This is a genomic window from Amycolatopsis sp. NPDC104587 (assembly GCF_055583645.1).
Window position 1 is genome coordinate 411,232 of record NZ_JBVJNO010000002.1, and the last position, 13,928, is coordinate 425,159.

At 70.4% G+C, this 13,928-nt stretch carries 13 protein-coding genes; 5 read left to right on the forward strand and 8 right to left on the reverse strand.

Annotated elements, in window-relative coordinates:
* The first annotated feature begins 187 nt into the window (after positions 1 to 187).
* Positions 188 to 1,144 carry a hypothetical protein gene (locus tag ACZ61C_RS06350; protein WP_465303489.1) on the forward strand — a complete coding sequence of 319 codons (957 nt, stop codon included), beginning with the start codon at positions 188 to 190 and terminating at the stop codon, positions 1,142 to 1,144.
* Here ACZ61C_RS06350 and ACZ61C_RS06355 read toward each other — a convergent pair.
* Positions 1,125 to 3,617: a hypothetical protein gene (locus ACZ61C_RS06355; protein WP_465303491.1), complete on the reverse strand. Its 2,493-nt coding sequence runs from the start codon at positions 3,615 to 3,617 to the stop codon at positions 1,125 to 1,127. The genes ACZ61C_RS06350 and ACZ61C_RS06355 overlap by 20 nt on opposite strands.
* 304 nt (positions 3,618 to 3,921) lie before the next feature.
* On the opposite strand from ACZ61C_RS06355, the gene shbA reads away from it, so the two are divergent.
* Positions 3,922 to 4,566 carry an RNA polymerase sigma factor ShbA gene (gene shbA, locus ACZ61C_RS06360; protein ID WP_465303493.1) on the forward strand — a complete coding sequence of 215 codons (645 nt, stop codon included), beginning with the start codon at positions 3,922 to 3,924 and terminating at the stop codon, positions 4,564 to 4,566.
* A 28-nt stretch (positions 4,567 to 4,594) separates the two neighbouring features.
* Positions 4,595 to 5,482, forward strand: coding sequence for a 1-aminocyclopropane-1-carboxylate deaminase/D-cysteine desulfhydrase (locus tag ACZ61C_RS06365; protein ID WP_465303495.1), 888 nt, complete (start codon positions 4,595 to 4,597; stop codon positions 5,480 to 5,482).
* A gap of 24 nt (positions 5,483 to 5,506) precedes the next feature.
* Here the strand turns inward: ACZ61C_RS06365 and ACZ61C_RS06370 are convergent, their stop codons facing one another.
* From ACZ61C_RS06370 to ACZ61C_RS06380, 3 genes are all read right to left on the reverse strand, one after another.
* Positions 5,507 to 5,803, reverse strand: a complete 297-nt coding sequence (locus ACZ61C_RS06370; RefSeq protein ID WP_465303497.1) for a cupin domain-containing protein — start codon at positions 5,801 to 5,803, stop codon at positions 5,507 to 5,509.
* A gap of 9 nt (positions 5,804 to 5,812) precedes the next feature.
* Positions 5,813 to 6,301 (reverse strand): sigma-70 family RNA polymerase sigma factor, encoded by a 489-nt coding sequence (locus tag ACZ61C_RS06375; RefSeq protein ID WP_465303499.1) that lies wholly within the window; start codon positions 6,299 to 6,301, stop codon positions 5,813 to 5,815.
* Between the two features lie 180 nt (positions 6,302 to 6,481).
* Positions 6,482 to 6,847 carry an RNA-binding S4 domain-containing protein gene (locus tag ACZ61C_RS06380; RefSeq protein ID WP_465303501.1) on the reverse strand — a complete coding sequence of 122 codons (366 nt, stop codon included), beginning with the start codon at positions 6,845 to 6,847 and terminating at the stop codon, positions 6,482 to 6,484.
* A gap of 278 nt (positions 6,848 to 7,125) precedes the next feature.
* Between ACZ61C_RS06380 and ACZ61C_RS06385 the strand changes: the two genes are divergently transcribed.
* A complete protein-coding gene (locus tag ACZ61C_RS06385; protein ID WP_465303503.1) occupies positions 7,126 to 8,604 on the forward strand; it encodes a GMC oxidoreductase in 1,479 nt (492 codons plus the stop codon).
* A 43-nt stretch (positions 8,605 to 8,647) separates the two neighbouring features.
* Here ACZ61C_RS06385 and ACZ61C_RS06390 read toward each other — a convergent pair whose 3' ends face one another.
* Both ACZ61C_RS06390 and ACZ61C_RS06395 read right to left on the reverse strand, forming a co-directional pair.
* The gene (locus tag ACZ61C_RS06390; protein ID WP_465303505.1) at positions 8,648 to 9,133 is read right to left on the reverse strand and encodes a carboxymuconolactone decarboxylase family protein; all 486 of its coding nucleotides are present in this window, start codon (positions 9,131 to 9,133) and stop codon (positions 8,648 to 8,650) included.
* The gene (locus ACZ61C_RS06395; RefSeq protein WP_465303507.1) at positions 9,130 to 10,206 is read right to left on the reverse strand and encodes an NAD(P)H-dependent amine dehydrogenase family protein; all 1,077 of its coding nucleotides are present in this window, start codon (positions 10,204 to 10,206) and stop codon (positions 9,130 to 9,132) included. Before ACZ61C_RS06395 ends, ACZ61C_RS06390 begins: the two co-directional genes overlap by 4 nt.
* A 117-nt stretch (positions 10,207 to 10,323) precedes the next feature.
* On the opposite strand from ACZ61C_RS06395, the gene ilvD reads away from it, so the two are divergent.
* Entirely contained in the window at positions 10,324 to 12,015 is a 1,692-nt protein-coding gene (gene ilvD, locus ACZ61C_RS06400; RefSeq protein ID WP_465303509.1) for a dihydroxy-acid dehydratase, read from the forward strand.
* On the opposite strand, the gene ACZ61C_RS06405 is transcribed toward ilvD, so the two are convergent.
* Positions 11,994 to 13,343 carry a class I adenylate-forming enzyme family protein gene (locus ACZ61C_RS06405; RefSeq protein WP_465303511.1) on the reverse strand — a complete coding sequence of 450 codons (1,350 nt, stop codon included), beginning with the start codon at positions 13,341 to 13,343 and terminating at the stop codon, positions 11,994 to 11,996. The two genes, ilvD and ACZ61C_RS06405, sit on opposite strands and share 22 nt — an antisense overlap.
* Positions 13,344 to 13,357: 14 nt before the next feature.
* The gene (locus ACZ61C_RS06410) at positions 13,358 to 13,771 is read right to left on the reverse strand and encodes an SsgA family sporulation/cell division regulator (RefSeq protein WP_465303513.1); all 414 of its coding nucleotides are present in this window, start codon (positions 13,769 to 13,771) and stop codon (positions 13,358 to 13,360) included.
* Positions 13,772 to 13,928 lie beyond the last annotated feature (157 nt).

The window sequence follows — 13,928 nt, forward strand, 5'->3', positions numbered from 1 at the left end:
TAATCGATGCGGCCCACTCAGAATGCGGCCGCCGGTAACCGCGCGGCAAGGCGTTTCCCGTTTCCCGCCGAGGTGGGACGGGAAACCGCGGGATAACGATCCGTTTGCCGTGCCATGATCGACTGGACAGGGGCGGCGAGGCTGACGAATATTGATCCCCGTGCGTGGAACGGCGAGGGGAGGAACGGTGGACTTCAGCCCGGCGGACGTGGTCGGAGAGCTGAAGGTCCTGCGCAAAGGGAGGGGAATTTTCACCACACCGCTCGCGGATCGCGTCGGGCCCGCATTGCGCACCGTGTGCGGCATTCTGGAAGATGACGACACGGTGGAGATGCGGCGTAAGCTGTCGGGTCGTTTGCGCCCGCTCGTCGAGTCCTTGCCGGACGACCTGAAGATCGCCCTGCTCGCCGCGTTCGCGCTGGACGAGCGGGCGCGCAAGCCGTTCTACCAGGAACGGGTGCACTGGGCGGCGGTCACGATCGACCGCGACGACCGCACGGTGCGGCGGCGGATCGACGAGGGAATCGAGCAGGTCGCGGCAATGGCGGTCGCGGCGGGCGCGCCGGAAGCCCGGCCGCGCTATCCGAGCCGGAGTTGGCACACCGAAGAACTGCGCGTCTCACTGGCGCTGGATCAGCCGGTGGCGGAGGCGTTCGAATTCCGCCGGGTCGTCGCCGACGCCGACGAAATCGCCGAACTGGACCTGGCGTTGACGCTGACCGCGCCCGGCGAATCCGTCGAATCGGCGCGCGCTTCGGAACTCGAGGTCGATGTGTTCCACGGCGGTGTGCTGGCCGGTCGCGTGATGGAGTCGAGTGACCGCGTCGGGTTGTCGTTGCGCCTGCCGGAACCGTTGCGCCGTGGTGAAAGGCACGAGATCGGGCTGCGATTCCGTGCGCCGATGACGGAACCGCACTACGTGTGCGTGCCGCGCCATCCCTGCGATCTGTTCGACCTGCACGTCCGCTTCGGCGACCGCGTGCCGGACCGGATCGTCCGGCTGGAGAAGGCGTTCCAGGTCGACACGCGCGACCGGTCACCCCGCGGGACGGCCTTGGAGACGGACGGTTCGGGCGAAGTCCACGTCCGCTTCCGGCACCTGGCGCCGGGGTTCGCGTACGGGATCAGGTGGCAGGCCGGCTGAGCTGACCTTCGAGGGTCAGCACCGAGTCGACCACCGCCAGCGGCAACCGCACGACCCGTTGCGCGGCCCGGGCTTTGCCCCGAAGAGCCCCGACGGCATCCCGGGCGGCGTCGTCGACGAGGGCGGTGGCGCGTTCGCGGGGTCCCTTGCCGCTGAGGGCGAGCGCGAGCCCCAGGTCGAGGCGGCTCTCGACGGTTTCGGGGTGGCTCCGGCCGAGAAGCCGGATCTGCGCGCGGACGACGTCCTCGAGGAGGTCGGCCTGGCGGTCGAAGTCCCGCAGCCGGGCGTGGGCCAAGGCCATGGCGTGGCGGATCCGGTGGTTCAACGGGTGGTCGTCACCGAGGGCTCGCAGGGTGATCCGTTCGGTCTCGGCCAGGGCTTCGAGGTCCGGGTGGGCTCGGGCGCGGGCGGTCAGGGTCAGGGGGTGCTCGGGGCCGTGTCGGTCGATGTAGGTCTTGAGGAGTTCGGTGGGGCTCCGGCCGTTGGCCAGGTCCAGTGCGAGGGTTGAGTCGGCCTGGAGCAGCTGGGCTTCGGTGTGCTGGGGGTGTCGTTCGGGGAGCCGCAGTTCGAGTTCGGCGGCGACGTCGTGTGCCTTTTGGGGGTCTCCGGCGAGGAGGAGGCACTTGGCGCGCTCGAGGTCTCGTTCGGCGGTGGGAGCTGCGGCTTCGAGGAGTCTGAGGGCTTCTTGGACGTGGCCGCGGAGTCTTTGGGCGCGTGCTGCTGGGGTTCCTTCGGCGTGCGCGGTGTGCCAGAACGTCCGGTCGGCTTCGGCGTAGTCGCCTTGGCAGTCGAGGGCCTGCGCGGCGACCATCGCCGCGGCGTGTCGTCCGGGCCCGTCGAGGGCGAGGGCTTCCCGCGCGTGCTCGACGGCTTCCGCGTGGAGGCCACAGGCGATTTCGACGCGGGCTGCGGCGGTGAGGTCGGCCGCAGTGGCTTCACCGGTGGCGAGGATCGCGGCGTGGATTTCGCCCGCGGTGGCGGGGTCGCCGTGGGCTTCGAAGGCGGTGGCGACGGGGCGGAGCAGGCGGACTCGGTGAGCGGGTGAGTGCTCGGCGACCACGCGGGAGTGGGCGAGGAGACCGGCGTCGAGGACGGCTTGGGGTGCTTCGCCGAGGAAGGAGCCGAACTCACCCTGGGCAACCTCGACGGCGAGGGCTTGCAGCCACAGCTCCCCGTCGGCAGGTGGAAGGCCGCGGCGGGTCGGGGCGGCGGGCTCCCCTGCGGCCGGCGCCGGTTCGCTTGCGACCCGGGTGCTCGTTCCTTGGCTCGCGGGTTCCTCGGCGCTGGGCCACGGTTCGCGGCCGGTCGGCCTAGCGGACTCCTCAGCAGCCGGCAGTTCGCTCGCAACCTGTCCGCTCGACCCTTCGATCGCGAACTCCGCAGCGGCCGGCGGCGGTTCACTCACGACCCTCACTGCTCGGCTCGCAGTCTCCAGCTCTCCGGCGGTCCACGTCGCAAACCCGTGCCCCACCAGCTCCTCCACCGCCGCGTCGAACTCCTCCTCGCCCGGCGACCCCAACGCCACCCGAGCAACCTCCGGCGGCACCGGCGCCGGCGCGAGCACCCCGCCGAGCCGAAGCAAGTCGCGCGCCAACCCGCCCAACCCCCGGACCACCACCCGGATCGCTTCCGGCGCCGAATCCAGCACACCGTGCCCCGCGTCGGCCGCCGCTCGGATCGTCATCGGGTGGCCGTCGCCACCGCGCACCGTCCGGCGCTCCGCCTCGTCCGCACCCGGGCGGATCGACGTGAACAGCCGTAACCCCTCCTCCGGCGTGAGGCCGGGCAGGTCCACCGTCTCCGCGGCCCACAGCGACGGCGGGAACCGGCTCGTGACCAGCGTGCGCACCGAACCGGCCGGGACCAGGAGCCGGTCGAGGACCGCCGGGGGGAGCGCGGCCGGAAGATCGTCGACCAGCACCAGGACCCGCTCCACGACTCGGTCGGCGATTGCCGCGCGCAAGCGGTCGAGGTCCAGGCCGGACGCTGCCACGCCCAAGCCGACCGCCGCCCGGGCCAAGGCCAGGTGGAAGCCGGGCAGGAAGTCGTCCGGGGCGAGGTGGCCGAACGGGCCCGTCCGGAGCACCGGGCCGGGGAAGAGGGCCGCGTACTGCTCGGCCAGCGTCGTCTTGCCGATGCCGGGCAGGCCACCGACCACGACCAGCCGTCGCGCGTCCAGTGCGGTGTGGACTTCCCGCAGCTCCGCAAAACGGCCGATCGAACCCGGACCACGGGTGGCCGCTTTGCGGCGGACCCGCTCGACGAAGTCCGGCCCGGAATTCGCGCAATGGGTAAGGAGCACCCGGGCCCCGGCCAACGCCTCGACGCGTTCGCGCGTGATCATGTCGAATTCGTCGATACGGCCGTCGCGGAACACGCGCAGCCCGCCCGCCCGGAGTTCCTTTTCGACCCGGTCGGCCGCCTCTCCGGTGGCGCGGAGGAACACGTCGAACCGGTCCGCCGTGGTGCTCAATGGGTGATCATGAGTTCGGTCCCTGGTGATCGGCTGCCGTCACGCGCGGTGGATCGGCGCGCGGCGGGATTTCGCTACCGATTTCCGCCGAGTGGCGCGGAACTGTCCACTATTTGACCCGTGTGCGCCGGGTGACCGGCGGGGAGCCCGAACGGTTAACGGACAATTGCTGGACAAGAAGTACGCTCTTGCAACGTTGCTGGTCAGCGCCTCGATTACTCCGTATGTCGGATCGCGGATCGTCCAAGGACCATTGTGGTCCATTGTGGACGGCGGGTCCGGTGGACGGAGCGAGGAGGGAACCGTGGACACCACGACCTTGGAGACGCCGGCCCCGGTCGAGGGCTATGTCGTACTGGAGGAACTGCCGCGCCCGGACGGCAAGCTGACCAAGGAGCAGCTCGACCCGGTCGTCGCGGCGGCGCGGACCGGCGACCCGGACGCCGTCCAGGCGCTGCTGCGGCTCATCAAGCCGACGGTCGTGCGCTACTGCCGCGCCCGGATCGGCGGCCGGGACCTGTCGTACCTCTCCGCCGACGACGTCGCGCAGGAGGTGTGCCTGGCGGTGCTGAAGGTGCTGCCGAACTACCAGGACCGCGGCGGCTCGTTCCTCTACCTCGTGCGCGCGATCGCGGCGAACAAGGTCGCGGACGCGTTCCGCTCGGTCGCGCGTGACCGGTCGAAGCCGGTGTCGGAGCTGCCGGACCGGCCGCTGGGCGGCAACGAGCCGGAAGCGCACGTCCTGGAGCAGGACCTCGGCGTCCGCCTCGGCCGCCTGGTGGCGCTGCTGCCACCGCTGCACCGGGAGATCCTGTCGCTGCGCATCGTGGCCGGCCTGTCGGCGAACGAGGTGGCGGACGCACTGGGCATCTCGGCGGGCAACGTCCGCATCACCCAGTACCGCGCCCTGACCAAGCTCCGCGGCATGATCGGCGACGGCGAGCTCTGAGCGGGCCGCACGGCGTTAAGCTGGCCGTGTGGGAACCAGCGAAGCCGGGCTGTCTGGTCTCGCGAACCTGCCTTCGCCGCTTGCGGAGCTTCGTGACGAGCGGATCGAGCGCCGCGGTGTCCACTTGCAGCTCAAGCGGGACGACCTGATCAGCCCGGAGATCCCGGGCAACAAGTGGCGCAAGCTCCGCCACAACCTCGAAGCGGCCCGGGAAGAGGGCTTCACCAGGCTCTTGACCTTCGGCGGCGCGTTCTCGAACCACCTCCGGGCGACGGCCGCCGCGGGCCACCACCTGGGGTTCGAGACGGTCGGCGTCATCCGCGGCGAGGAGCACGAGCCGCTCAACGCATCCCTCGCCTACGCGGCCGAACGAGGGATGGCACTGACCTACCTGGACCGTGCGGCTTATCGGCGCAAGACGGAGCCTGCCGTGCTCGCGGAGCTGGTCCGCCGGTTCGGTCCCTGCTACGTCCTTCCCGAAGGGGGTAGCAACGGTCTCGCCGTGCGGGGGGCCGCCGAGCTGGTCGAGGAGATCACGACGGACTTCGACGTCATCTGCTGTGCCACCGGAACGGGCGGCACGCTCGCCGGTATCGCCGGTGGCCTGACCGGTCCCCGGCGCGCGATCGGGTTCGCCGTCCTCAAGGGCGGAGGGTTCTTGGCCGGCGAAGTCCGACGGCTTCAGCAGGACGCGTACGGGAAGGCCACCACGAACTGGACGATCGACCTCGACTTCCATTTCGGTGGTTATGCCAAGCGCAGCCCCGCGCTCGACCGGTTCATCGCCGACTTCGACGACCGGCACGGTGTCACGCTCGATCGGGTGTACGAGGGCAAGATGCTTTACGGGCTCTTCGAACACATCGAGGTCGGAGCCTTCGCGCCGGGCACTCGGATCGTCGCGGTGCTGAGCTAGCCGCTGTTTCACGCGTCCTGAGGGTCACTCCAGCCATTCGGTGATGAAGTGGTCGCTTTCGTGGATGTGCACGGCCTCGTAGACGCCGGGGCCGAGCACGGCGAACTTGTGCGGCGTCCCGGCCGGGACGACCAGGACGTCGCCCGCGGTGCCGTCGCGGTGGGTGTCGCCGATCGTGAAACGGGCGCTGCCTCGGATGATCACGAACGTTTCCGTGTACGGGTGGCGGTGCAGGCGCGGTCCGGAGCCGACGACGTCGCTGCTTTCGCGGATGACCGAGATCCCGGACCCGACGTCGCGCCCTTCGAAGTTGTCGCTCACTTCGCCAGGCTAGCCCGAAACGACCTTTCGCAGCTGGCCGAGCGCCCGGTGCTGGGCGACGCGGACCGCGCCCGGGGTCGACCCGACCGCCGCCGCCGTCTCCTCCGCGGACAGGCCGACCACCACCCGGAGGACGACGATCTCCCGTTGTTTGTCCGGCAGCACCTGCAGCAGCTTCGCCATCCGTTCGCCCAGCTCGCGCCGGAGCGCGTGGTTCTCCGGGTCCACGGCCGGGTCGACCTCGTCGGGCAGTTCGGCCACCGGCTCGTCCCGCTGGCGCGCGGCGGCCTTGCGGGCGGCCGCGACCTGGTGGCGGGCGATGCCGCAGACGAAGTTCGGGAACGGCCGGTCCGGCGGCCGGCCGGGCAGGGCCTCGAGCAGCGCGACGCACACGTCCTGCGCGACGTCGTCGGCCGCGTTCGCGCCGAGGCGGGCGCGGCAGTAGCGCACCACCAGTGGCCGCGCCGCGGCGAGCAGGCGGGTTTGCCGGGTGGTCATGACTTCCTCCCCACAGCGGACATCCGCGAGGGGGGCTACCCACTTTCGGCCCGGACCCACCCGGTCCGGGCGGATTCCCGGCTATTTCCGGTGCGGGCCCGCCCGGAACGTCGATTCGGAGGTCAACTCGGCCGGAGCCGGCGTCGGACAGGTGGCCACCGGAATGTGGGGAAAAGCGGCTCAGTGCTCCGGTGACCGGAACGCGTCCAGCACGCGACGCTCCCTTTTGGTCGGTCGGCCCGCGCCGCGGTCGCGCCGGGCGACCGGCACCACCGCCTCCGGGGACGGCTTCGGGGTCCGGTCGACGAAGCACGTCGCCGCGTCCGCCGCGCCGACGCGTTTCTGGATCACCCGTACCACGTCAAGGATTCTGGTCGTTCCGCCGACGCGCACGCGCACCTCGTCACCCGGCACCACCGTCGTCGCGGGCTTCGCCGGCTTGTTGTTCACGCGCACGTGTCCGCCCCGGCACGCCGCCGCGGCGTCCGGTCGCGTCTTCATCTGCCGGACCGCCCACAGCCAGCGGTCCACTCGGGTCGACTCCACAGTCGTCCATCATGGCCCATTCAGCGGAATCCCCGCACAACCCACGGATGTTACTTGCGGGTATATGTCGACTTGTCTGCACCACTGAGTTATAACCTGTTCTAATATACCTCAACGGTGAGGACTATCACATGCGTGACGAACCCGTGTGGAGAACAGCTTCTGACGCAGTTTCCCGCCGTCTCTTCATTGCTGGAACCGGTTCTATATTGGCGGCCGCGGCAGTGGGGGGCCGTGCGGCCGCCTCTCCGTCCCCCGCCATCGCCGACGCGGCGCGCGTGCCCGCCCTCGTGATCGGCTCGGGGTACGGCGGCCAGGTCACCGCGCTGCGGCTCGCCCAGGCCGGCATCGACGTCCAGCTGGTCGAGATGGGCATGGCCTGGGACACCCCGGGCGCCGACGGCAAGATCTTCGCCAACACGACCACGCCGGACCAGCGCTCGTTCTGGTTGCGCACCAGGACGAAGCAGCCGCTGTCCAACTTCCTCGGGTTCCCCATCGACAAGGACATCCCGAAGTACACCGGCATCCTCGACGCCGAGGAGTTCAGCGGCATCACCGTGTACCAAGGCCGGGGCGTCGGCGGCGGCTCGCTCGTCAACGGCGGCATGGCCGTCACGCCGAAGCGGGAGAACTTCGGCGCGATCCTCCCGACCGTCAACGCCGACGAGATGTACAACACCTACTACCCGCGCGCCAACGCCGGGCTCGGGGTCGGGCTCATCGACCCGGCCTGGTTCGACACCGCCGAGTGTTACCAGTACGCGCGGGTCGGCCGGAAACAGGCACAGCGGTCCGGGTTCCCGTTCGTGTTCGTCCCGGACGTCTACGACTGGAACTACATGAAGCAGGAACAGGCCAACACCGTGCCTCGGTCGGCGCTGGCCGGGGAAATCCTGTACGGCAACAACTACGGCAAGAAGTCGCTGCAGAAGACCTACCTGCCGCAGATCCAGGCGACCGGGCGCGTCACCATCTCGCCGCTGCACCGCGTGGCTTCCGTGGCACCCGCGTCCGGCGGCGGGTACACGGTGACGATCGAGCAGCTGAACACCACCGGCGCCGTGACGGCGACCAAGGTCGTGACGGCGGACAAGGTGTTCTTCGCCGCCGGCAGTGTCGGCACGAGCAAGCTGCTGGTGAAGCTGAAGGCGACCGGCGCGCTGCCGAACCTCAACGGCGAGGTCGGCAAGAACTGGGGTGACAACGGCAACGTGATGTGCGGGCGCGCCAACCACATCTGGGACCCGACCGGCAGCCTCCAGTCGTCGATTCCCTGCGGGGGCATCGACAACTGGGCCGCGGGCGGCGCGTTCGCGGAGGTCGCGCCGCTGCCGACCGGGATCGAGACGTGGGCGTCGTTCTACCTGTCCATCACGAAGAACCCGAACCGCGCGCAGTTCTCGTGGAACCCGGCGACGCAGAAGGTGGACCTGAACTGGCAGACGGCGTGGAAGCAGCCGTCGATCGACATGGCGAAGTCCATCTTCGACAAGATCAACTCGAAGGAGGGGACGATCTACCGGACCGACCTCTTCGGCGTCTACAAGATCTGGGGTGACCACCTGACGTACCACCCGCTCGGCGGCGCGGTGCTGGGCAAGGCGACCGACAACTACGGCCGGCTCACCGGGTACCAGGGCCTGTACGCGATCGACGGGTCCCTGATCCCGGGCAACACGAGCGTCAACCCGTTCGTCACCATCACGGCGCTGGCCGAGCGGAACATCGAGAAGATCATCGCCACGGACTTCTAGCGATGTCGTGAGTGGTAATTCGGGTTCTAACCCGAATTACCACTCACGAGCGGTGGGACGGCAGCACGCAGACGACGTCGAGGCCGAGGACGTGGTTCAGCCGTCCGAACGCGAGCCACGAGCCCAGGCACATGCTCAGCTCGACGATCTGCTGCTGGCTGTAGGCCGACGACATCCGCTTCCAGAACTCGTCGTCCAGGTTGTGGTGGTCGGTCGCGTAGCGCTCGGCGTACTCGGCCGCCAGGCGCGTGCGCTCGTCGAAGAGCTCCGTGGTGCGCCAGTCGGAAACGGCGTCGGCGAACTCCTCTTCGACCTTGACGCCGTCGCGTTCGGTGCGCCAGTCGAGGCAGAAGACGCAGCCGTTGACCTGCGCGATCCGCAGCCGCGCGGCCTCGAACTCCCGCAGCCCCAACGTGGTGTGCTCGTAGACCGCGAGGGAGAACTGCGCGGCGGCGATCCCGATGCCGGGCACCATCTCGCCCCACACGTACCCGATCGGGTCCTTGCCCTCGGGGATGTCGATGTTCACGAGCGCCTCCTTCCGAGCTTGCCGGCTGCCGGGCGCAGCGGGACGTCGAGTGCGTCGTAGAGACCGGGTTCCGCGGCGGTGAGCCAGTCGATCGCGCCGACGAGGCGGCCGACGGCGGTGGCGTTGCCGCCCGCGGACCGGTTTTCGCCTTCGTCGGAAGCTTCGATGCTGACCTCGATGCGCGGCCGGCCTTCGATGATCACGCGGTGGGCGCCGTCGCCGCTCGGCGGGGTCGGCCAGTCCGGCGCGCACGACGGGTGGATGCGGGTGACGTGCTCGATGACGATCCGCGGCTCGCCGTCGACGATGCCCTGCACCGCGAACCGGACCGCGCCCTGGGTGCCCTTTTCGAACTCGCCCATGGTCCGCGTGGAGACGGTTTCCTCGAGCGGACGTCGTTGCAGCGTCTCGCGCAGTTCGGACACCTCGACGCCGAGGCCGCGCGCGATCAGCCGGACCTGCCCGCCCCAGACCATCGACGGCACGCCGGTCATCAGCATCGGCGGGTCGTAGTCCATCGGCTGGCCCATGCCGACCAGGTACCGGACGGAGTCGGGCTGCTCGTAGGTCGAGTAGTCGAAGATCTCCTGGCAGCGGATGACGTCGACGTCGGTGCCCAGGCCGCTGATCAGCAGCGGCAGCACGTCGTTGCCCCAGCCGGGGTCGACGCCGGAGACGAACAGCGAGCCGCCGCCGTCCTTGACCGCGGCCAGCACCGGGTCCCGCAGCTCCGGCGGCGCGTTGCGCTGGTCGTAGAGCGGGTAGAGCGCCGGCGTGACGACCACCGCGCCCGCCCGGACCGCGCGCACGATGTCGGCGAGCGCGTCGTCGAACCGGATGTCGCCCGAAGCGGCGTACACGATCGCGCCGGGGCTCGCCGCGAGCACGGATTCGACGTCGTCGGTGGCGGTGACCCCGAGCGGGCCGACGCCGGCGAGCTCACCCGCGTCCTTGCCGACCTTGCCGGGGTTGTGCACGAGGACTGCGGTCAGCTTCAGCGCGGGATGGGCCTCGACGGCCCGGACTGCGGCACGGCCGACGTTGCCCGTGCCCCACACCACTGTGGCGATCATCTGCCCGAGTTTTCGCCGGTTCGCCGGAGTCCGGGAAGCGAATCGTTCCGGCCAGCGGACCGCGCGGACGCGGGTAGCATGCAGTGCGTCCGAACGTCGTATCGGAGGCCCGCTGAGATGACCATCGACCCGAAACCCCGCAGCCGCACGGTGACCGACGGGATCGAGGCCGCGCCCGCCCGCGGCATGCTCCGCGCCGTCGGGATGGGGGACGGCGACTGGCGCAAGCCGATCATCGGCGTCGCCAGCTCGTGGAACGAGATCACGCCGTGCAACCTGTCCCTGGACCGGCTGGCGCAGGCGTCCAAGGAGGGCGTGCACGCGGCCGGGGGCTACCCGCTGCAGTTCGGCACGATCTCGGTGTCCGACGGCATCTCCATGGGCCACGACGGCATGCACTTCTCGCTGGTTTCGCGCGAGGTCATCGCCGACTCGGTCGAGACGGTCATGCAGGCCGAGCGGCTCGACGGCTCGATCCTGCTGGCCGGCTGCGACAAGTCGCTGCCGGGGATGCTGATGGCCGCGGCTCGCCTGGACCTGGCGTCGGTGTTCCTCTACGCGGGCACGATCGCCCCCGGCTGGGTGAAGCTCACCGACGGCTCGGAGAAGGACGTCACGCTGATCGACGCCTTCGAGGCGGTCGGCGCGTGCCGGGCGGGGCGGCTCGGGACCGCCGACCTGGACCGCATCGAACGGGCCATCTGCCCTGGTGAGGGCGCCTGTGGCGGCATGTACACGGCGAACACGATGGCCTCGGCGGCCGAAGCGATGGGGATGAGCATGCCGGGGTCGGCCGCACCGCCGTCCGCGGACCGCCGCCGCGACCACTACGCGCACCTGTCCGGGGAAGCCGTGGTCGGGCTGCTCGAAAAGGGCATCACCGCCCGCGACATCCTGACGCGCGAAGCGTTCGAGAACGCGATCACCGTCGTGATGGCCCTCGGCGGCTCGACGAACGCCGTGCTGCACCTGCTGGCCATCGCGCACGAGGCGAAGGTCGAGCTGACGCTGGACGACTTCAACCGTGTCGGCGACCGCGTGCCGCACCTGGGCGACCTGAAGCCGTTCGGCAAGTACGTCATGAACGACATCGACCGCCACGGTGGCATCCCGGTGCTCATGAAGGCGCTGCTCGACGAAGGCCTGATCCACGGCGACGCGCTCACCGTCACCGGCCGCACCGTGGCCGAGAACCTCGCCGAGCTGGACCCGGACCCGATCGACGGGGAGGTTCTGCGCACCTTCGCGAACCCGCTGCACCCGACCGGCGGCATCACCATCCTGCGCGGCTCGCTCGCGCCCGAAGGCGCCGTCGTCAAGTCCGCCGGGTTCGACAGCGAGAACTTCGAAGGCCCGGCGCGCGTGTTCGAGCGCGAGCAGGAGGCGATGGCCGCGCTGACCGAAGGCCGGATCGAGGCGGGTGACGTCGTGGTCATCCGCTACGAAGGCCCCAAGGGCGGGCCGGGCATGCGCGAGATGCTCGCGATCACCGCGGCGATCAAGGGCGCCGGGCTCGGGAAGGACGTCCTCCTGCTGACCGACGGCCGGTTCTCCGGCGGCACCACCGGCCTGTGCATCGGCCACGTCGCGCCCGAAGCCGTCGACGCCGGCCCGATCGCGTTCGTCCGCACCGGCGACCGGATCGCCGTCGACATCAAGGGCCGCAGCATCGACCTGCTGGTCGACGCGGCCGAGCTGGCGCGGCGCCGGGAGGGCTGGGAGCCGCTGCCCAACAAGTTCCCGGAAGGGGTGCTCGGCAAGTACGCCAAGCTGGTCCGGTCGTCGTCCTACGGCGCCGTCACGAGCTGAGCGAGGGCGCGCTTGTCGACCTTGCCGACCTCGGTGAGCGGCAGCGCGTCGGTGAAGGTGACGCTCGCCGGGACGTAGTGCTCCTGGCCGAACTCGGCTCGGGCGTGCGCTTTCAGCTCGTCTTCGGTGACCTTTCCGGCGACGACGACGGCGTGGAGCCGGTCGCCCCGGCCGAAGACGGCCGCGCTCGTCACGGCCGGGTGCGCCGCCAGCGCGTGCTCGACGACGGTCGTGGGCACCTTCGAGCCGTGCTCGCCGACCACGACGACGTCGTCCGCGCGGTCGAGCAGGTAGAGGTAGCCGTCGGCGTCGAAGCGGCCGAGGTCGCCGGTGCGCAGCCAGCCGTCGCCGATCGGCTCGGCGCCCAGGTAACCATCCATCATGGACAGTCCGCGGACCAGGACCTCACCGTTGTCGATGCGGGCTTCCATCCCGGGGACGATCCGGCCGACCGAGCCGAGGAGCTCGGGGCGCGCGACGAGCTCGGCGGCGGAGATACTGGCGATCATCGGGGCTTCGGTGAGGCCGTAGCCCTGGCCGACGACCGGGCCGAAGACGTCGAGGGCCTGGGCGAGCCGGTGCGGCGGCAGCGGCGCGGCGCCCAGCGAGAGCGAACGAACGCTGCTGAGGTCGGTCGATCCCCGTGCCGGGTGGTCGAGGACGGCGGCTAGCCGCGGCGGCGTCAGCGAGAGCGTGTCGATGCGGTGCTCCTGGATCGCGTCGAGGACCGCGCCCGCGTCGAACCCGTCGTGGAGGACCACGGTGTCGCGCCGCAGGATGGCGCCGAGCACGGTGGCGTTGCCGGTCATGTGCGTCATCGGCGCGACGAGGAGCGTGCGCCCGGGACCGCCGGGATCCGGCGCGAAGATGTGCGCCATGCCGTCGTAGATGCCGCTGTGGCGGATGAGCTTCGGGGTGCCGGTGGTGCCACCGGTGGGGAAGAGGAGGCCGACTTTCCCGGGCAGGTCCAGGGGTTCGGGTTCGCCGTCGAGGTCATCGAGGGTTTTTGCGTCGGCGCCGGGCCAGTCGTGCGGGCGGTCGGTGACGACCGTGGCGCCCGCCGCGGCGGCGAGCCGGTCGCGGGCCGGCGCCGAAGCAGGGACGAGCACGACGGTTGCGCCGCGGATCAGCGCCGCGAGCTGCACCAGGACCGTCTCGGGCCGGTTGCGCAGGTCGATGGCGACTTTTGCGGCGTTGCCCAGGCCGCCGTGCAGGCGTCGCAGCCGGTCGCGGGCCTGGTGGTAGGTCGTGACGCCGCCGAAGTGGAACAGCGGCCGGTCGCCGCCGTCTTCGAGCGCGGCGAGGACCTTCGTCAGGAAGAAGCTCACCCGCCGGACGGTACTCAGTCCTGGTAGGAGAGCTTCGCGAGTTCCTCGTCGAAGTCGAACCAGTCGCTCTCGCTCCCGCCCGGGATGCTCTCGTAGGTGCGGTCGAGGAAGGCCGCGATCTCCTTCGCCGGCGCTTCGAGCACCGCGGCGCCGTCGGGCGAGTTCAGCTCCACCACGACCAGCGCGGGGTCGCCGGCCGGGCCGACGCGGACGTCACCGTCGCCGCAGCGGGCGAGCAGGCCGTCGGCGAGCAGGTCGCGGCCGAACAGCCACCGGACGGCACTCGGGCCGGCGTGCAGCACGACGGCGACCGCGTACGGGTCACGGGTGTCGTACTCCAGCTCCGCCGGCACCGGCCGCGGCGCCGCCCCGAAGGTCCGCAGGGCGAAGTCGATGCTGGCGCTGGTCACGCTGTGCGGGTCGGCCATGGGGACAACCTTTGCTACTCGTCGGTTAACTTCGTCGGGTTCCAGAGATAACCCATGGTGAGTTCAACGCCCAGCGTTCCGAAAAACTTTCACGCTTCAGAGTGATCAAGAAGTGCCGGAAGTCACCGGCGCTGGGAAAAAAGGGCAACCGGGTGAC

Bases quoted from the DNA above. Each gene is read 5' to 3' on its own strand.
- ACZ61C_RS06375 (WP_465303499.1), bottom strand. From the start codon at position 6,301: ATGACCACCCGGCAAACCCGCCTGCTCGCCGCGGCGCGGCCACTGGTG.
- ACZ61C_RS06395 (WP_465303507.1), bottom strand. From the start codon at position 10,206: ATGATCGCCACAGTGGTGTGGGGCACGGGCAACGTCGGCCGTGCCGCA.
- ilvD (WP_465303509.1), top strand. From the start codon at position 10,324: ATGACCATCGACCCGAAACCCCGCAGCCGCACGGTGACCGACGGGATC.
- ACZ61C_RS06410 (WP_465303513.1), bottom strand. From the start codon at position 13,771: ATGGCCGACCCGCACAGCGTGACCAGCGCCAGCATCGACTTCGCCCTG.